We start from the raw sequence: 18,711 nt of genomic DNA on the forward strand, positions 1-18,711 counted from the left end.
TCGAAGTTATAGCGGTGCGCCATTAATTTTCAGTACCGCCGGCAGGCTATCGATCCTGATCTGCCGGTTTTGCCATGTCACCGGCTTGCCGTTCAGCGTGGCCGCCCCGGGCGCCGTGTCCCACGGCCAGGTGAAGACCACGCCTCCGGGCGGAGTGCGCCGCATCGCCTCCACGTGCAGCGACAGCGAACCATCGACGGCAGCCAGCTTGTAGCTGAGCGGACCATACGGCGTACGCAAGCCGTGAAGGCCGATGCCTTCTCCGCGCAGCCAATCCAACGGCACGCCTTCCGCCAGCAGCAATGCCTGATCCGCCTCCCTTTCGTAAGCGAACGAATCGAGCGCCGCGCGGATATAGTCGGACGATATCCACCCATGCGGCATGTCGCCCACGAATCGAGGCTGGCGCATATCGCGGCCGACGACTTCGGCCCACTGGTTCCATTTGGCGGGACGCTGGTCGGCGTAGAAGTAGTCCAGCAATTGGGCCGCGCGTTCCCGCCAGCCCAGGCGCACGAAGGCGCTCACATTGCGCAGTTCATACGGCGTGTAGTCTTCCCAAGCCTTGCGGCCGTCGCGGCGGGCCAGGAAGAAATCCCAATACTTGTCGTAGGTAGCCTTCAGCATCGCCGGTGGCAGGAACTGCTGCTCGCCGCCGGGCGTCAGCGCAATCGTCGACGAGGTGGGATCAAAGTCGCCCAGTTCCGCCGCGCCAGGAATGTAGTCAATGCCGTGGACCGCTGTTGCGGCATCCAACGATGCGTAGAGGTCGTGCCGGAACTCGTCACGCGCCCCCGCCAGGCGCCGCTCGTCATCGGTCTTCCCGAGCGCCGCCGCGATATGGACCGCGTCCTTGTAGCCGCGCATGGCCCAGAAGTCATCCCAATACGAATGCATGGGCTTTTCCGAATATCCCTCGTGGCTGATCGAGGCCGGCATCAGGCCATAGAAAGCGCGGCGCTCCGGCATGCGGTTTGCCTCGACACGCTCGGACTGGCGCAAGGTCTCCATATACCGCGCGGCGGCGTCGATGCGCGGCCAGGCGTCGGCAAGCGCGGTCTTGTCCTGCGTGTAGCGATATAGTTCCGCCGCCAGGAAGATCAACTGGCCGTGGCTATCGTTCTCCGGCACCGGATCGGCGCCACGGCGATCGACGCAGCACGGCACTTTGCCGTTATCGAACTGGTACGGCGCGTACCATCGCAGGTAATCGGCGGCGATATCGGCCTGGCCGAGTCGCAACAGCGCCTCCGACATCATCGCGCCATCGCGTATCCAGGAGCGCCGGTAGGACCGCGTGCCGGGTTGCAGCGATGCGCCCTCGCGCGTCATGAGCATGTGCGCCAGCGACGAGCGCAATGTGTCGGCCATATGCTGCCCCGCCCCGGGCACCTTCAGCGTGACCCGATTCAGCTTGTCGCGCCACTCCGCCGATACGGCATCCTGCCGGCCCGATAGCCACGCGGCGGCGTCCTGGCCGGAGGAAGGAATATCGCTCATCGCCGATCCGCCCGCCATCGGCAGCACGGCGCCGATGGCAACGCTGCCATACGGCGGCAGCATCACGTCGTAAGTCATTGCCGCCGAAGCCATGCCTGTTTCGTCATGCAGGCTATGCGTGCTGGATTGTCCACGATGGGCGCCGGGCAGCATGCCACCGTCGAACGACGACAGCGCCACGCCGGAGGGAGCCTGCACAGGATAGATCTTGCCATCCCCATTGACCGTGATCGCCTTGCCGTCCCACCGCAGGTCTTGAATGGCGCTGAAACCACCCGGCGTATTGAGGAACTGGCGCGGCGCGTTGACCTGGAACGGTCGCACCGCCAGAACCAACTGCATGCGCCGCGCGGTCGCGCCAAGATTTTTCAGCTCATACTTCGCCAGCAATCGCGATGAAGCCGGCGTGCCGTCTGCGGCTGCGGTGACGGACATCGTCCAATCGGGATGGCGCCACGATACCGCTGGTACCGGCAAATACCCGTCCCGCAAACTCTGGCTGACTTTCACATCGGCCCAAGTAACCAGCCGGCCTCCGTCGCGCACAAAGGGTTCGACCGAAAAGCCGCCTTGCTTCGACTCCAACGCGCCATCCTCGGAAATGAGCGCGCTGTGATCGCCGCCGCCATCGACGCCAACCAGCGTCCAATAAGACTGTTGACCCGAGAAGCCCCGTGGATACAATCCACGTTGGGCGCCGCGCGCCACGCCTTCGATGAACTGGTTCGCTGTCGCGCCCCAGGCTAGATCCTTCAGATCGACTTCCGCCAGCGCGTAGGCCGACGACGGCCCATCGCGTAGCACCAGCCGGATATAGCGCGCTTCGGACTCCGCCAGGCGTAGCGGATCGTCGCCGCCATTGCCCGCGACGACACGCCGTGCCATCCGCCATTGTCTGCCGTCGGACGACAGTTCGATATCGTAGTTGCTGGCGTAGCGACGGTCCTGCCAGTGCAGCAGAAGGCCGCCGAACTCCCGCTCCGCGCCAAGATCGATGGTCAGCCGCTGGGTTTTACCCTTACTGTTCTTGCCAACCCATGCCGTACCCGCATCGCCATCGACCGCCAGCGCGGCCGCTCCACCAGGCAGGTGGGACGACGCCTGCGCGACCGGCTTCGGCCAGACATCCGGTACCGGTGGCAGCGCACGAATCGTCAGTTGTTTGAGGTAGATGGAACCTTTGCCGCCGCCGCTGCCGGCGCTGACGACGAACTCGATGCGGTCCGCATGTTTGAGTACGCGGTCCTTCGTCGGTCCCCACGCGAACAACACCTGGCGCTTCTTGATACGCACCAGTTGCCACGCTTTCGGGAACGTGTAGTTCTGCTGCGGGAACCACCAGACATTGTCGCCACTGGCGTCGGTCAGCTTGAACTCGAAATGATTCACCGGAGCGTCGGCGCGCACGTAGAACGAAATCTCATAGTTCTCAGGCAGGTCCAGCGGCATTGCGCGACGCACAAACGCGTAACCACCTTTGCCGGCGAAATCGAAATCCAGCCGCAAGCCTCCATCGGCGGCGGTGGCGGCGGATTGCACGCCATCCGAGGCCTGCGCCTGCCACGTGTCGACGGACGAAAAATCATCGAGCACGCGGGTCGGCTCCGCAGCGATAGCCGCCGCCATCAGCGCGGCGACCAGGCCCGCAGCGAGCATGTGTATGAGCCTCATCCTTTTACGCTCCCCACCAGCAGGCCCTGGATGTAGTACCGCTGCAAGCCAAGGAACAGCAGCAGCACCGGCAGAATGGTCAGCACCGAGCCGGCCATCATCAACTCGTTATCCTGAACGTGTTCGCGCGACAGCGACGCCAATGCCACCGGCAAGGTGTAAAGGTCTTTATCGGTCAGCACGATCAACGGCCACATAAAGTCGTTCCAAGTGCCGAGGAAGGTGAAGATACCCAGCGTGACCAGGATCGGCGTAAGCAGCGGCAGCACGATGACGCGGAAGATGCGAAATTCGCTGGCGCCGTCCATGCGCGCCGCCTCCAGCAGCGCATCCGGTATCGTCAGCGCGTATTGCCGCACAAGGAAGATGCCGAAAATTCCTGCCATCGCCGGCACCAGCACCGCGCCATAGGTATTGACCAGGCCCAGATACTTCAGCAACAGGAACAGCGGCAACATCGCCACCTGGCTCGGTATCACCAGCGCGCCGAGCATGACCTTGAAGATCCGGTCGCGTCCCCGGAACCGCAGCTTGGCGAAAGCGTATCCGGCGCTGACGTTAAACAGCAGCGACAACACCGTCGCGGCACACGACAGCAGCAAACTATTGAGCAGATACCGGCCGATGCCGGCATGACTGAACAGCTCCCGATAGTTGTGCAGCGTCGCGGCACGCGGCACCAGCGGCAGCGGGAACGCGCTCGATTCGCCGGGCTCCATCAGCGACACCGACAGCATCCATAGCAGCGGAAATAATGTCAGCGCGCCGGCGATCAGCATCACAGCGTTGAGCGCCAGCGCGCGCGGTTTCCAGGAGAAGGCGGTCATGCGTCCGCTCCTTTGGCAAAGCGCAGTTGCAGCAAAGTGACGCCGAACATGATCGCGAACAAAATGAAGGCCACCGCCGACGCCGCGCCCAGGTTCCACCATTTGAAGCCCTGCTCGTACATGAAATACAGCACACTGACGGTGCTCTGCACCGGTCCGCCCTGCGTCATCACATACGGTTCGGCGAACAGCTGGAAGTAGCCGGACATGCTCAGGATACTCACCATCAGCATCGTCGGCCCGAGCATCGGCCAGGTGATGAAGCGGAACTGACCCCATACGCCGGCGCCGTCCAGTCCCGCCGCCTCATACAGATCGTCCGGGATGCTTTGCAGGCCGGCGAGGAAGATGATCATGTTGTAGCCGAAGTTCTTCCAGACCGCGAACAGGATAATCGCGGGCATCGCCCAATCGGGATCGTTCAGCCAATCCACCGGGGATATGCCTAGTTGATCGAGGCCGTGATTGATCATGCCGTAGCGTGTGTGCAGCAGGTAGCGCCAGATCACCGCCACCGCCACCAGCGACGTCACCACCGGCGCGAAGAAGGCCGTGCGGAACAGCCCCTTGAACCAGGTTAGCCGGGAATTCAGCAGCAACGCCGCGCCAAGCGAGGCGGCGATCGACAGCGGCACGCCAACGACGACGAAGTACAGCGTATTGCCCAGCGCCTGCCAGAACAGCGGCGTTTGCAGCAGCTCGGCGTAGTTGCGCAGTCCGACGAAGCGCAGGTTGTCCAGATTCGCCAGCGCGTAGATATCGAAGTCGGTAAGGCTCATCGCCAGCGCGGCCAGCACCGGCAGAAAGAAGAACACGCCGATGACCAACAGCGCGGGGCCGGCAAAGCACCAAGCGGCGCGGCGCGAGCTCATCGCCCCTCCTTCCGCGCCAGCATCCAGCGGCGCTTTTCCAGGATATGGTCGGCCTTCGCGTCCAGCGCCACCACCGCCTGGTCCACCGTCAGCTCGCCGTGTGTCACGCGTTCGGCGACCAGCCGCATTTCGGTGGCGATGCGTTCCCACTCGGGCACCTTGGGCGCCGGCTTCACACGCTCGAATTGCTGACGAAACGCCTGGGCATAGACATCGTTGGCAAGGCGGGGCGCGCTCCAGTTGCTGCGGCGCGGCGGCAGATCGCCTGTCAGTTCATGGAAGCGTGCGGCCGTATCGGTGCGGGACAGGTACTCGATCAACTGCCACGCCTCGCGCGGATGTTTGGAGGACGCCGACAGCACCAGACTGGAACCGCCGGCGATCGAGGCAGCCGGACCGGAAGGTCCGGGCAAGATCGCCGTCATCCAGTGCTCCTGCTGATCGGCCGGCAGACGGCGTTTGAACTCGCCCATGTTCCAGGGACCGGATATGTAGAAAGACACGTAGCCCATGCCGAATTCGTGATAGACGTTGGTGATGCGGTTCATCGGCGCCAGCTTCTGCGCGTACATGTCGGCGTATAGCTGCAAGCTGCGGCGGAAACCGGCGCTGCGGAAATTGCCATAGCGGCCGCCGTCACGCAGCAAAGGCTCGTCGTTCTGCAGGGCCAATGCCAGCAGGGGCTCGAACTCGTCGCTCGGCAGCAGGATCGCGTAGTTGTCCGGGCCCACGCGGCGCTTGATGGCGTTCATCGCCTTCATCCACTCGCCCCAAGTTTGTGGCGGCTTGGCGTAACCGGCGCGCGCCAGCATGTCGCGCCGATAAAACAGCACGCGGGTGTCGATATACCACGGCGCCCCCCACAGCTTGCCGTCGACGATGTTGGTATCCCAGATGCCGGGAAAGTAGTCGGCCGGCGTCACCAGCTTCGAGGCGGCGACTTGCGCATCGAGCGGCAGCAACGCGCCGAGCACCGCGAACTCCGGCACCCACGTATTCCCGAGCTGGAAAATGTCGGGCATGACGTCGCCGGCGAACGCGGTCAACAGCTTCTCGTGCGCGGCGGTCCACGGCAGTTGCTGGACTTCGACCCGCACGCCGGGGTGGGTGCGTTCGAACTCCGGCATCAGCGCGGTAACCACCTCGCCCTCGCGCCCCATGGCCCAGAACTTCAGCACCACGCCCTGCTCCTTGCGCGGCGCGCACGATGTCAGCAGGCCGCAGGCCAGCAACAGCAACATCGCGCGCGAAAAGCGCCTGCGCAGTGACAACCCTCGTATCATTGGGCGGGCGCCATCTCTGCCGCCGGTTTGACCTTCTCCGGTTGCCGCAACCAGCCACCTGTGAAGCCCGCGCGTTCCAGACCCCGCCGGATCACCGGGTGGCCGCGCATCACGCGCCAGACGAAATCGTTGCGATAGTTTTCCGTCATGGCGAGAATCGGCCCCTGGTCGATGCCGAGATAGTCATTGTCGACCCAACCCTTGCCCTTGATCGTGCGCCCCTGCGAGACGGGGATATCGTAGTCGAAGCTTGGATTGAAGGCATCCAGGAAGCCGTAGCGGCCATAGATCCAGTCGCCGTAGCGCTTCTTCATTTCCAGCACGGCCGGCACAACGATCTCCGGCGCGAACGGCAGCGAGGATGCTGCTGCCGTCGGCGCCAGCGTGCAATCGTCGTAGTGTTTCAGGCCACCGATGCCGCGCGCCGTGTAGGTGCGGAATGGCAGCTTGATGCCGCCATAATCGAGTGTCTTATCCACCGGGCCGTCGCTGGCGGTGATGCCCCAGACATTGGCGCCATAGCCTTTGCAGCGCAGCGGATTGTCGATCGCGTAAGCCTGTTGCGCATAGGTGGCGCGGCGGCTGTTCTCGAAATAGTCGTATCCTCGCTTGCCCATGTACTCGTCGCGGATGCCACGGAAGTCGATCCATACGTGGCTGTACTGGTGGATGAACAGCGATGGATAGGCGAGGTACTCTTTGTCGCCCTTGCCTTCCAGACTGTTCGCGTAGGTGCTGGTCCAGGCTTTCCAGGCATCCGGTTGCACCGGATGGGTGGGCGATCCGAGCGCCAGCACGTAGACCAGCATCGCCTCGTTGTAGCCTTTCCAATCGTAGGGGATGAAGCCGGATTCAGGATGCCAGCCCAGCGCGATCGAAGGCTTGCGCGCCTGCGCCCAGGTCCAGTCGACCCGCTCGTAGATCTCGGCGGCCAGTTTGCGGATCTCCTTCTCGGCCGGGTCGTCACCGTCGAAATACGACTGGCAGAACAGCGCGCCGGCCAGGAACAGCGCCGTATCGACGGTCGACAATTCGACCTTGTCGTGCCGCAGGCCCGTCTTCATATCGAGGAAATGATAGAAGAAACCTTTGTAGCCGCTGGTGGACGTGCCTTTGGCGTCGCCCTGGGGCGCGTTGCGGAAGAAGCGCAAGGTGGCCAGCACGCGGTCGCGCGCCTGCTGGCGCGTGACGTAGCCGCGCTCGACGCCGATCGGATAGGCGGTTAGCCCGAAGCCGACCGCCGCCACGCTGGAGAACGACGGCGTCGGATACCGGTCCGGTACCAGGCCGTTGGCCGGATTGGCGGTTTCCCAGAAAAAGTCGAAGGTGCGGCGCTGCAGATCGTCGAACATCGGCGGCAGCGCGGCATCGCGCGCCTGCGCGCCGCCGGCGCCTGCGAACAGAGCGGAAACGGCGATCGCAAGGCTGGCGGCGGCGTGCAGGACTCGGGGCTTGGAAAATGCGGTCATGAACACGAGCCCCCTCAGAACGCGTAGCGCGCGCTGAACTTCAAGGTGCGCATTTGGCCGCCCATCGAATTCGGCTTGCCGAGGTTACTGTTGTCGCCACCAAGACGGTTCTGCGGATTGCCCGGACCGCCGACCCAGCCATCGTAGCCGCCGTAGTTGATGCTGTTGAACAGATTGAGCACGTCGGCACGCAGCGACACGCGGCCGAAGCGGAACCCGACCTCCTTAGACAGGCCGACATCCACCTGGTGGAAGGCGTCGCCATCGCCTTTGGCGGAAACACATTGATTGAAGCCGTTCGAGCAATCGGTCATGCGGTAAGGCAGGCCCGAACCCACGGTCACCTTCCCGGACAACATCAAGCCCCACGGCAGCCAGCCATCGGATACGCCGGCCACCACCAGGCGGTGACGTTCAACGTCGGTCGATGGATTCCAGGCGTTGGCATAGCGTCCATGGGTCCAGTTGAAGATATCGTTGGTCCACTCCTTGTTGGTGGTCTCGCCCCGGCTGTAGGTGTAGGTCGCGCCCAGGCTCCATGTCGATGACTTGCTATAGGGTTTATCCATCTTCAGGTACGCCGACTCGGTCTTGGCCTGTGAAATAAAGTCGCCCAATATCAGCGTGCTGTAACCAGATACCGATCCCCAAAACGGATCGATCGGGCTGGCGTTGCCCCAGCCTCCTTGTGGATCGCGATTGCCGCCAAACCAGTTGAACTGGTTGCGGCTGCGCGAGTTGGTGTAACCCGCCTCCCCGTTCCAAATACCGAGCGCCTGACGCAACCCAAAGCTCCACTGGTCGGTGTACGCCATCTCGTGATCGTTCTTGATCATCCAGATTTCACCTTTGGATTGCGCGTTTTTTTGCGCTTCATCCAGGGCGTGGTTGGCGATGGTACGGTCATACGCCCTGCCCCAGCCGGCAAACAACACCGAGGCGCGATCGCCTTTGACGTCGTATGAAAGTCCAAGGCGCGGCGCGAACGCCTTCTTGAATGCCTTGCGGCTATTGCCGGTGCTGATGTAGTCGGCGATATTGATACCGCCCTTGGCCAAAGACTGCGCGTAGGTCTGACCTGCGGGAGCGCCATCCCTCGGGTCCTGCTGGCCGAACAGCGCCACGCGGTCGGCGGGCGTCGCATAGCTGTCGTTCAGCATATTGTCTTCATAGTCATAACGCATGCCGAGATTAAGCAAGAGCTTTTCGCTGGCCTGCCAGTCGTCCTGCAAGTAGACACCGTACTGGTTGTTGGAGAAATTCACACCACTGGCGGGTATCGCCGGATCGACGCGGATAAGGCTTGCCAGACCGGTGACAGTGTCGATGCGTTCATAGCGTTGATCGACAACGCGCGCAGTACCAGACAAATCGTAGGTGATGTGCTTGACCTTGAAGCCGGCCTTCATCGTATGCCCGCTCTTGCCGGTGTAGGTCAGGTCGTCCTGGAACAGCAGGCCGCTCTGCTCGCGGAATTGGTTGTTCGGTGAGCCGCCGACGATGATCACGTCGACGACGTTGTTGTCCGTATTACTGGGCGAGACCTGGTATTTGATGTAGGGCGTGGTAGCGTTCGAATGCGGGTTCCAGGTGTACTTCTCGTAGCCGATGCGGGCCTCGTTGAGGAAGTTATCATTGCTCCATTCGTGCTTGAAGTCCAACCGATCCTCGTCGTTGCTGCGGTTGACGGAGTTTTCCGGCACACTCAGTTTCAAGTCCTCCGGAATCATGTCGGTCTCGCGCCGGATGCGCGCGGTCGCCTCCACGCGCTGGTTCTTCGCGATCTGCGCGTCCACCTTCAGCAGGAACAGGTCTTCCTTGAATTTCGATACGGCGGCGCCCTGCTGCCCCAGCAGCGATGGAACGATGCCGGCGTTGGGCAGCAGATCGGTGCGCTGGGCGATCACTTGGCGCGGGCTGTCGATCTTCTTGCCCTCGTACGCCAGGAAGAAGTGCGCGACGTCCTGCTTGATCGGGCCACCCAAGGTCATGCCGTATTGATCCTGCGACGACTTCGGACGACCGACACCCCGTTCTTCCGACTCCTTCTGGAACGGATCCTTGGCCGTGAGATTGGTGCCGGTGTGGTCCCAGAACGCGTCACCATGCAGCTCGTTGCCGCCGGACTTGGTGATGGCGGTGATCGCGGCGCTCGACACCTGGTCGAATTCCGCCTTGTAGTTTTGCGCGATCACCTTGTACTCGGCGATCGCAGATTGCGGGAACGGATTGCCGCGGCTCGTATCGAGGCCGGAAATGCCGCCGCGCAGGATGTTGTTCTTCTGGCTGACGCCGTCGATGAAAACGTTGACGTTGTCCTGGTTCTGCGACCCGGACTGCAGCTTGACGTTGCCGCTGTTGTCGACACTGAAGCGCACACCGGGCGCCAGATCGGCGAAGGACAGGAAGTTGCGGGTGACCTGCGGCAGCTTCTCGATCTGTTCGCGCGAGACGGAGGTGCCGACCTCGGAGCCAGCGACGTCGCGCCGCGACGCCGAGCCGGTGATCACAACTTGCTGCACGCCGCCTTGCAACGCCAGGTTGACCTGGCTGGTCTGGCCGACGCTGACGGTCACCAGTTCGGACTTCTGATCGCCGACCTTGATCTGGTAGGTGCCCGGGGCGACGCCGGTCAGCACATAGCTGCCGTCGGCGCGCGTGACGGTGTTGTAGGCGTAGCCGTTCAACTGGTTGGTGGCGGTGACGGCGCTGCCGGCCGACGGCGCGGTGCCGCTGGTGACCTGGCCCTGGATGGTGGCGCTGCTCAGTTGCGCGTGCGCCGGAATGGCTGTCAGCAGTGCTGCGGCCAATGCTGCGGTCATTGCGGACAGGCGTAGGGACGGCGTGTGCCGTAGGGTGTTGTTCATGGTTGTCTCCTGTTTTTTTGTGTACTTTTTTGTTGTACTACTAGGCAAACGGGTGCTGCTGGTGCCGCTGGTGTTTGGCGGATTACGCTTCGCTAATCCACCCTACGTGGTTCAGTGGATGATTCAGATACCTCCGGTCGACGCGCGTATCACCAACTCGGCGGGCAGTGTCTGCGCGATTGCGGGCTTGCTCCCGGGCTGCCCGATTTGGGCATGCAGGCGCTCCAACGCCCGCACACCCAGATCGACGATCGGGACTCGAACGGTCGTCAATGCCGGACTGACGTACCGCGCAATACGAATATCATCGAAGCCGGCCAGCGCGATATCGCGCGGCAGCTCCAGGCCGTGCTGGCGCAGCTCCAGCAGCGCGCCGATGGCCATCATGTCGTTGGCCGCGAACAGCGCGTCCGGGCGGTCGGCCGCAAGCGCCAGCGCCTGGCCGACGCACTGCCCCGACTCCTCGGAGAAGTCGCCTTCGAACACTTGCGGGGCCGCCTGCGGGGCCAGCGCGGCCAATGCCGCGTGATAGCCGCGCAGCCGTTCCTGCGCCTCGAAGTTACCTGCCGGGCCGGCGAGGAAGGCGATGCGCCTGTAGCCCTGCCCTACCAGATGCGCCACCATCGCATAGGAGCCGCTGTAGTTGTCGAACGAGATGGAGGCGTACTGCGCGCCGCCGGCGGCGGTGCTCATCAAAACGATCGGCAGATCCTCGGGCAGGTTATCTGACAGCAGCGCCGCGTCCACGTGCGGCGACATCACCAGCAGGCCGTCGACGCGGCCGCGCATGGCGCGGATCGACAGCGCCACTTCGTCGGCGTCGCCGTGCAGGCTCGATACCATCAGATGCAGGCCACGGGCGCGCGCGGCGACGTCGATGCCGCGAATGATCTCGGAGAAGAACTCGCCGTACAGGTCCGGCAGCAGCACGCCGATGGTGTTGGTGAAGCTGGTGGTCAGGCTGCGGGCGCCGACGTGCGGCATGTAACGCATCCGCTTGACCACCGCCAGGATGTGCTTGCGGGTGTCGTCGGTGATGCTGGCGTGGCCGTTGAGCGCGCGCGACACCGACGCCACCGACACGCCGGCTTCTTGCGCCACGTCCTTGATCGTTATCGCCATTCTTGCTGCTTTCAGGAAATGTAACCGGTTACATTGGCATTAAAAAATATAACCGATTACTTTGATGCGAATGTAACCGGTTACATTGGTGTTTTGAAAAGTCTACTCGCGTTCGCCGCGCACTGTAAAGACTTTTCCACAACTTTTCTATTCCGGCATACAAGAAAAGAATGAAGGTTCGTCACATTCGTGGCAGCCACATCCCCACGGTCGCCACCGCGATGCCGACCGCCATCGCCACCGTCAACGCCACCAGCAGCAGCGCTGTGGCGCCCCGCGCGACCGCCCCGCCGCCGGCGCCACAGCGCAGATAAAGTTCGAGCACCGCCAGCGGCAACAGATATTGGGCGAACGCCAGGAAGCTCAGGAAAGGCCCGGTGAAGGTGTGGATATCGAAGCCCGGCGGACCGCCGTTCACGGCGAGCCAAAACATCAACCCGACGCGAAAGAACCACACGCCGCTCACGCACAGGAACAGGCGCAGCGCCCAGCGCCGGTGTGCCGCGAAGTCGCGCGACAGCGCCCGCCGCACCGCCATGCCGGCGCAGGCGACGACCAGCACCGCGTTCAGACTGATGGCGAGGTGCTGCACCATGTCGCCAACGGCGCCCCGGAACCACACCATGTACAAGCCGCTCAGCGCCGCCACGACGGCGCCGACAAGGTAGACCCGCCCGTTCCAGCGGTGGAAGGACGGTGCGCGTGCACGCAATTGAGGTATGAGCTGCAGCGTTCCGCCGACCATGATCACCGCCGCCAGCAACAGGTGCACGGCGGTGACGATATTTCCCGCCAGGTCGGCGCGCACGAAGCCGTGCGTCATGACCTTGTTCCAGCCATTCAAATTGCCGTCGACGGCGGCGCCGCCGTAAAGCGACACGATGTACGCGGCGAATACCAGTTGCCCCGCCAGCGTGGCGACGAACCAGAATCGCGCGGCGGCGGACAGCGCGAGCGCCGCCCGGGCGTCGGTCGTGCGCACGCGCGATGGCGTGGAATCGATGGAAAGTGCGGATGTCATGATTTGCTCCCCGGCTGTTATGTAGCCGTCAAGATAGCCAGCCTTCGACCTCCCGCCAACGCGCAGGCGGGAACGATGCGACCGGCGGCGGTTTTTAGGGCTTGAACGACGGCCGGCCAGCGGTTATCGTTAGGCGATGACACCGAACGCCCCCCTTCCCCGCCCAGCCAGGTTCTTGCCCACCGCCCGGCAGGCGCTCGTGGTCACCGTCTTCACATTGCTGCTGTCGCTGCTCTTGCACAAGCTAAGCCGCACGCCTTACGCGACCGTGTTCGGCCATATCGGTTTCATCGGCGCGGTACTGTTGTTCGCCTACTCGGCGGCGGACCGGTTGCGTCCGCGCTGGCTCTCGACCGGCAAGGCGCGGCTGATGGCGGTGGTGCTGGCCGCGCCGCTGGCGGCGCTGATGACCGCGATCGGCAAGGAAGGCCGTCACTTCGTCTCCTACCTGAGCGATATTAAAACGCTGTCCGGCTACATCATGATGGTGGTGCTGGGGGTGCTCTTCGGGGTGACCTTCTCGCTGGTGGCGATGCGCGCCGAACGCAGGCAGCGCGAGCGGGCCGACCGCCTGCAGGTCGAACTGGAAAAGAACACGCTCGAACGCGAACTGGTCGACGCCCGCCTGCGGCTGCTGCAGGCGCAGATCGAGCCGCACTTCCTGTTCAACACCCTGGCCAATGTCGAAGCGCTGGTGGCCGCCGGCTCGCCCAACGCGGGGCCGGTGCTGCGCCACCTGATCGCCTACCTGCGCGCGGCCATGCCGCGACTAGGCGACGCCGACGCCACCCTGGGCGCCGAGCTGCAACTGGTGCGCGCGTATCTGGAGCTGATGCACATGCGGATGCCGGACCGGCTGCGGTTTTCGGTCGCCACGTTGCCGGCGCTGGAGTCGATGCGCTTTCCCGCGATGGCCTTATTGACCTTGGTCGAAAACGCCGTCCGGCATGGCATCGATCCCTCTCCTTCCGGCGGCCATATCGACGTCGGTGGGCGTTACGACAACGCCGCCGGCCAGGTGGTGCTGTGGGTAGCCGACAGCGGCGTCGGCATGTCGGAGACGGCGCAACCGGGCACCGGCCTGTCCAACCTGCGCAGCCGCCTGCATGGCTTTTATGGCGTCGATGCGCGCCTCGATCTGCATGAGGAAACGCCGCATGGCATGCGGGTCGAACTGCACTTTCAGCCTGGAGAAAAACCGTGAATCAACCGACCGCCCTGATCGCCGATGACGAGCCGCTGCTGCGTGAACGCCTGCGCAGCCACCTTGCCACGCTGTGGCCCGAGTTGCGCGTGCTGGACGACGCCCGCAACGGCACCGAGGCGGTCGAACTGTTCGAACTGCACCAGCCGCAGGTGGTATTTTTGGACATTCATATGCCGGGCATGAACGGCATCGAGGCGGCGCGCGCGCTGGGCCGGCGCGCGCATCTGGTGTTTGTCACGGCGTATGAGCAGTACGCGCTGCAAGCCTTCGAGCATGGCGCGGTCGACTATCTGGTCAAGCCGATCGATCCGGCGCGGCTGGCGGACACCGTGCAGCGCCTGCGCCGGCAGTTGGATGGGCCGCTGCCTGGCGCCGCCGCGCTCGATGCCATGTTGGACCGGTTGGCCGGGCGGCTCGGGCAGCGCGTCGAAGCGCGTCGCTGGCTGCAATGGATCAAGGCGTCGGTGGGGACGAGCGTCAGGCTGATTCCGGTCGAGCAGGTGTGCTATCTGAAGGCCGAGGAAAAGTACACGCTGGTGGTGTGGGAGGAAGGCGAGGCGCTGATCCGCAAGAGCATCCGCGAACTGGCCGAGCAGCTCGATCCGGAACGCTTCGTGCAGACGCACCGCTCGGTGATCGTCAGCCTCGCGCATGTGGGGGAAGTGGTCCGGGGTGTCAACGAGACGGCGGAATTACGGCTGCGTGGACGCGGCGAGGTGCTGCCGGTCAGTCGCAGCTACCTGCACCACTTTCGGCAGATGTAATTTGGTGGTCATCTAATGCGCTATCGGCGGCTCTTGGCGGATTACGGCGTGCCGCCTAATCCGCCCTACGTGTCTCCACGCGATTGTTTCAGCCGCCGTGCAATCGAGGAATCACGGATTGTTCGGTGAACGCGGGAGCGCGGAAACACACGATTGTTTCGACCGCCGCCCATCGGAGAATCACGCAATCGTTTCGGTCAACCCAAATCGGCGAATCACGCGATGGTGTCGGCCGCCGCGCAATCGTGGAGACACGTCGGGCGGATTAGCGCAGCGTAATCCGCCATGTGTGAGCCGCCAACACATCACAACGTCTTGACGAACTCCCGAATACCACTCAACAGCATCTCGACCGACATCGCCGTCAGGATCAGGCCCATGAGGCGTTCGAACGCCGTCATCACCTGCGGGCCGAGCACCTTCTGCAAGCGCTCGGCGCTGAGGAACACCAGCAGCCACACCACCGCCACCGCCGCCAGCGCGGCCACGTGCACCATCACCTCGCCGGTGCTCTCGCTGGAGAACAGCAGCACCGTGGCCAGGGCCGACGGGCCGGCCAGCGCGGGAATGGCCAGCGGCACGATGAACGGTTCCCCGCCATCGGTGCGCCCCAACACGCCGTCCGGATGCGGGAAGATCATGCGGATCGAAATCAGCAGCAGGATCACGGCGCCGCCGATACGCAGCGCCACTTCCGACAAATGCAACGCCGCCAGGAAATGACGGCCGAAGAACATAAAGATCAACAGCAGCACGAAAGCGATCGCGCATTCGCGGATCACGATGCGCGAACGGCGCGCCGGCGGCACCGGATTGAGCACGCTGGCGAACAGCGGCACGTTGCCGAAAGGGTCGGTCACGAGAACCAGCAAAATGAAGGTCTGGAAGAAGTCTTGGGTCATGTGTTTTTTTTATTGAATAAAAAAGGGAGCCGAAGCTCCCTTGGTCGAACAGCTTATTGAGCCGCTTCGCCTTTTTTGATCCATGCCGCCAGTTGATGCGGACGCAGACCGTCGTAGTCCTCGAACGGCTGGTGGATCCACGGATTGTGCGGCAGTTCCTCCATCTGGTAGTCCGGCTTGAAGGCCGAGCTGCCCTTGGTCCAGATCACGGCCGATTTCACGTCGGTGACGCCTTCGAAGTTGTCCTTCAAATGCTTCATCACCTTGATCAGGGTCACGCCGGAATCGGCCAGGTCGTCCACCAGCAGGATCCTGCCGCTCAACGGGCCCTTGGTCATCGTCATGTACTTGGCGATGTCCAGGTCACCGCGCACGGTGCCCGCCTCTTCGCGGTAGCTGCTGGTCGACAGGATCGCCAGCGGCACGTCGAAGATGCGCGAGAAGACGTCGCCCGGACGCACGCCGCCGCGCGCCAGGCACAGGACCATGTCGAACTTCCAGCCCGATTCATGGACCTTCAGCGCCAGGCGCTCGATCAGGCGGTGGTACTCGTCCCAGGATACCCACAGGTGTTTTTCGTTCGATTGCGGATCGCTCATATTAATTCCTTATTATTCGAACGGATGACGCAGAACGATCGTCTCTTCACGATCAGGACCGGTCGATACCATGTCGACCGGCACGCCGACCAACTCTTCGATACGTTTGATGTAGGCGCGGGCGGTGGCCGGCAACGCGGCCAGCGATTTGGCGCCGACGGTGCTTTCGGTCCAACCCGGCATCTCTTCGTAGACCGGAACGCAGCGCGCGGCTTCCTCGGCGCCCGACGGGAAGATGTCGACGGCCACGCCGTCGATGGTGTAGCCGGTGCACAGCTTGAGCGTTTCCAGGCCGTCCAATACATCCAGCTTGGTCAGGCACATGCCGGTGACGCCGTTGATCTGGACCGAGCGGCGCAGCAGCGCGGCGTCGAACCAGCCGCAGCGGCGTGCGCGGCCCGTGACGGTGCCGAACTCGTGGCCCACTTGCGCCAGGTGGTGGCCAACGCCGGCATCGGTCGGCAGCTCCGAAGGGAACGGGCCGGAACCGACGCGGGTGGTGTAGGCCTTGGTGATGCCCATGATGTAGTGCAGCATGTTCGGACCGACGCCGGCGCCGGCGGCGGCGTTACCGGCCACGCAGTTCGACGAGGTGACGAACGGATAGGTGCCGTGGTCGACGTCCAGCAGCGAGCCTTGCGCGCCTTCGAACAGCAGGTTGGCGCCGGCCTTGTGCGCGGCGTACAGCGCGCTCGAAACGTCGGTCACCATCGGGCGCAGGCGCGGCACGTAGGCCAGCGCGTCGTCCAGGGTTTTCTGGTATTCGATGCGCGGGGCCTTGAGGTAGTGCTCCAGCACGAAGTTGTGGTAGTCGAGGTTCTCGGCCAGCTTTTCGGCGAAGCGCTTTTCGTTCAGCAGGTCGGCGACGCGGATGGCGCGGCGCGCCACCTTGTCTTCGTAGGCCGGGCCGATGCCCTTGCCGGTGGTGCCGATCTTGGCTTCGCCACGGGCGGCTTCACGGGCCAGGTCCAGCGCGGCATGGTAAGGCAGGATCACGGGAGCGGCGTCCGACACTTTCAGACGCGACGCGACTTCGACGCCGACTTTTTCCAGCTTGTCGATTTCGCGCAGCACGTCCGGCACCGACACCACCACACCGTTACCGATGTAGCAGGCCACGCCCGGACGCATGATGCCCGACGGGATCAGCTGCAGCGCGGTCTTGACGCCGCCGATGACCAGCGTATGGCCGGCGTTGTGGCCGCCCTGGAAGCGGACCACACCTTGTGCATGATCGGTCAACCAGTCGACGATCTTGCCCTTGCCCTCATCGCCCCACTGGGTACCGATGACGACGACGTTCTTTGCGTTTTTCTTTGACATCACACTAACCTAAGTTTTTAAGAATCCAGTTGCTACCACTATCGTCGAGTACCAGCGCGCGGTCGCACTCGAACTCGTCCAGCTCGTTGCTGTGACCCGGCATACTTTGGATCACGACTTCGCCGGACTTGCGCAGCTCGGCGATTTTTTCCTTCAATTCCGGCGCGTTGCCCCATGGAGCGCGGATCGACTGCTTGCGCTCCGCCGTGGGCAACAGGCGCGCCAGCTCGCGCAGGTCGAGCGAGAAGCCGGTGGCGGGACGGGCCCGGCCAAAGGCTTCGCCTACGTGATCGTAACGGCCGCCGCGCGCCACCGCGTTCGGCAAGCCTGGCACATACAGCGCGAACATCGCGCCGCTTTCGTACTGGTAGCCGCGCAGGTCGGCCAGGTCGATCGCCACCTCGGCGCGGCCCAGCGCGGACGCGGCCAGCGCGGCCAGTTCGGCCAGCGCCTTGGCGATGCCCGGCAGGTCGGGCAGCGTTTCGCGCGCCTTCTTCAACACTTCGATGTCGCCATACAGGTTCGGCAACGCCAGCAAGGCCTCGCGCACCAGCGGCGCGTACTTGGCGGTGATCTCCTGCAGGCCCGGCACGTCCTTGGAGCGCAGCAGCAGGTACAGCGCCGCTTCGTCCTTGGCGGCGGCGGCGTCGCCTTCGATGATCGCGCGCAGCACGCCGACGTGGGTCAGGTCCAGCCGCACCTCGTTGAAACCGGCCAGCGCCAGGGAAGCCAGCGACAGCTCAAGGATCTCGGCGTCCGCTTCCAGGCCGGCGTGGCCGTACATCTCGGCGCCGATCTGCAGCGGCTCGCGGGTGGTGTGCAGGCCCGAAGGACGGGTATGCAGCACGCTGCCGGCGTAGCACAGGCGCGTCACCGAGTCGCGATTCAGCAGGTGGGCGTCGATGCGCGCCACTTGCGTCGTCATGTCGGCGCGGATGCCCAGCATGCGGCCGGAGATCTGGTCGACCAGCTTGAAGGTGCGCAGGTCGGTGTCCTCGCCGGCGCCGGTCAGCAGCGACTCCAGGTACTCGAGCAGCGGCGGCATGACCAGTTCATAACCGTACAGACGGAAATTATCCAGCATCAGACGACGCAACTCTTCAATCTTGCGGGCTTCCGACGGCAAAACGTCGGCGATATTCTCGGGCAAAAGCCAATTCGGCATGGGAAACTGATACGGAAAAATTAAAAAACGAATAATGCGGCGAACGTGGCGCTGCCATAAAAGCGGCGGACCGAACCTGATATTTTACGCGAAAATGATTGCCGGGAGGGGAAAAGATG

14 protein-coding genes are annotated in these 18,711 nt (G+C 63.6%); 2 read left to right on the forward strand and 12 right to left on the reverse strand.

Translation table 11 applies throughout. The features are described 5' to 3' along the window. Nucleotides 1-6: 6 nt before the first annotated feature. From AC07P1_RS01690 to AC07P1_RS01725, 8 genes are all read right to left on the reverse strand, one after another. Nucleotides 7-3,171 carry a discoidin domain-containing protein gene (locus tag AC07P1_RS01690; RefSeq protein ID WP_494694205.1) on the reverse strand — a complete coding sequence of 1,055 codons (3,165 nt, stop codon included), beginning with the start codon at nucleotides 3,169-3,171 and terminating at the stop codon, nucleotides 7-9. Next, complete coding sequence (locus AC07P1_RS01695; protein ID WP_494694206.1) at nucleotides 3,168-3,998, reverse strand: carbohydrate ABC transporter permease; 831 nt, start codon at nucleotides 3,996-3,998, stop codon at nucleotides 3,168-3,170. The genes AC07P1_RS01690 and AC07P1_RS01695 overlap by 4 nt, the downstream gene beginning before the upstream one ends. After that, on the reverse strand, nucleotides 3,995-4,870 hold the full coding sequence (locus tag AC07P1_RS01700; RefSeq protein ID WP_494694207.1) for a carbohydrate ABC transporter permease: 876 nt from the start codon (nucleotides 4,868-4,870) through the stop codon (nucleotides 3,995-3,997). Before AC07P1_RS01700 ends, AC07P1_RS01695 begins: the two co-directional genes overlap by 4 nt. Next, nucleotides 4,867-6,141, reverse strand: a complete 1,275-nt coding sequence (locus AC07P1_RS01705; RefSeq protein WP_494694208.1) for a sugar ABC transporter substrate-binding protein — start codon at nucleotides 6,139-6,141, stop codon at nucleotides 4,867-4,869. The genes AC07P1_RS01700 and AC07P1_RS01705 overlap by 4 nt, the downstream gene beginning before the upstream one ends. A gap of 8 nt (nucleotides 6,142-6,149) precedes the next feature. After that, on the reverse strand, nucleotides 6,150-7,622 hold the full coding sequence (locus AC07P1_RS01710) for a glucoamylase family protein (protein WP_494694209.1): 1,473 nt from the start codon (nucleotides 7,620-7,622) through the stop codon (nucleotides 6,150-6,152). Nucleotides 7,623-7,636: 14 nt separating this feature from the next. Beyond that, nucleotides 7,637-10,489, reverse strand: a complete 2,853-nt coding sequence (locus AC07P1_RS01715; RefSeq protein WP_494694210.1) for a TonB-dependent receptor — start codon at nucleotides 10,487-10,489, stop codon at nucleotides 7,637-7,639. A 123-nt stretch (nucleotides 10,490-10,612) separates the two neighbouring features. Then, nucleotides 10,613-11,611 carry a LacI family DNA-binding transcriptional regulator gene (locus tag AC07P1_RS01720; RefSeq protein ID WP_494694211.1) on the reverse strand — a complete coding sequence of 333 codons (999 nt, stop codon included), beginning with the start codon at nucleotides 11,609-11,611 and terminating at the stop codon, nucleotides 10,613-10,615. A gap of 181 nt (nucleotides 11,612-11,792) precedes the next feature. Continuing rightward, nucleotides 11,793-12,632 (reverse strand): DUF2306 domain-containing protein, encoded by an 840-nt coding sequence (locus AC07P1_RS01725; RefSeq protein ID WP_494694212.1) that lies wholly within the window; start codon nucleotides 12,630-12,632, stop codon nucleotides 11,793-11,795. Between the two features lie 175 nt (nucleotides 12,633-12,807). Between AC07P1_RS01725 and AC07P1_RS01730 the strand changes: the two genes are divergently transcribed. Beyond that, a complete protein-coding gene (locus tag AC07P1_RS01730) occupies nucleotides 12,808-13,836 on the forward strand; it encodes a sensor histidine kinase (RefSeq protein ID WP_494694213.1) in 1,029 nt (342 codons plus the stop codon). Beyond that, complete coding sequence (locus tag AC07P1_RS01735; protein ID WP_494694214.1) at nucleotides 13,833-14,603, forward strand: LytR/AlgR family response regulator transcription factor; 771 nt, start codon at nucleotides 13,833-13,835, stop codon at nucleotides 14,601-14,603. The genes AC07P1_RS01730 and AC07P1_RS01735 overlap by 4 nt, the downstream gene beginning before the upstream one ends. 305 nt (nucleotides 14,604-14,908) lie before the next feature. On the opposite strand, the gene AC07P1_RS01740 is transcribed toward AC07P1_RS01735, so the two are convergent. Genes AC07P1_RS01740 through AC07P1_RS01755 form a run of 4 tightly spaced genes read right to left on the reverse strand, consistent with a single transcriptional unit; the run spans nucleotide 14,909 to nucleotide 18,592 of the window. Beyond that, complete coding sequence (locus AC07P1_RS01740; RefSeq protein ID WP_090314578.1) at nucleotides 14,909-15,505, reverse strand: MarC family protein; 597 nt, start codon at nucleotides 15,503-15,505, stop codon at nucleotides 14,909-14,911. A gap of 53 nt (nucleotides 15,506-15,558) precedes the next feature. Beyond that, nucleotides 15,559-16,104, reverse strand: coding sequence for a phosphoribosyltransferase (locus tag AC07P1_RS01745; protein ID WP_494694215.1), 546 nt, complete (start codon nucleotides 16,102-16,104; stop codon nucleotides 15,559-15,561). Nucleotides 16,105-16,116: 12 nt separating this feature from the next. Further along, nucleotides 16,117-17,427 (reverse strand): adenylosuccinate synthase, encoded by a 1,311-nt coding sequence (locus AC07P1_RS01750; protein WP_315391650.1) that lies wholly within the window; start codon nucleotides 17,425-17,427, stop codon nucleotides 16,117-16,119. 4 nt (nucleotides 17,428-17,431) lie between these two features. Then, nucleotides 17,432-18,592: an ATP phosphoribosyltransferase regulatory subunit gene (locus AC07P1_RS01755; protein ID WP_494694216.1), complete on the reverse strand. Its 1,161-nt coding sequence runs from the start codon at nucleotides 18,590-18,592 to the stop codon at nucleotides 17,432-17,434. Nucleotides 18,593-18,711 lie beyond the last annotated feature (119 nt).

This window comes from Duganella sp. GW821-FHT07F09 (assembly GCF_059418705.1).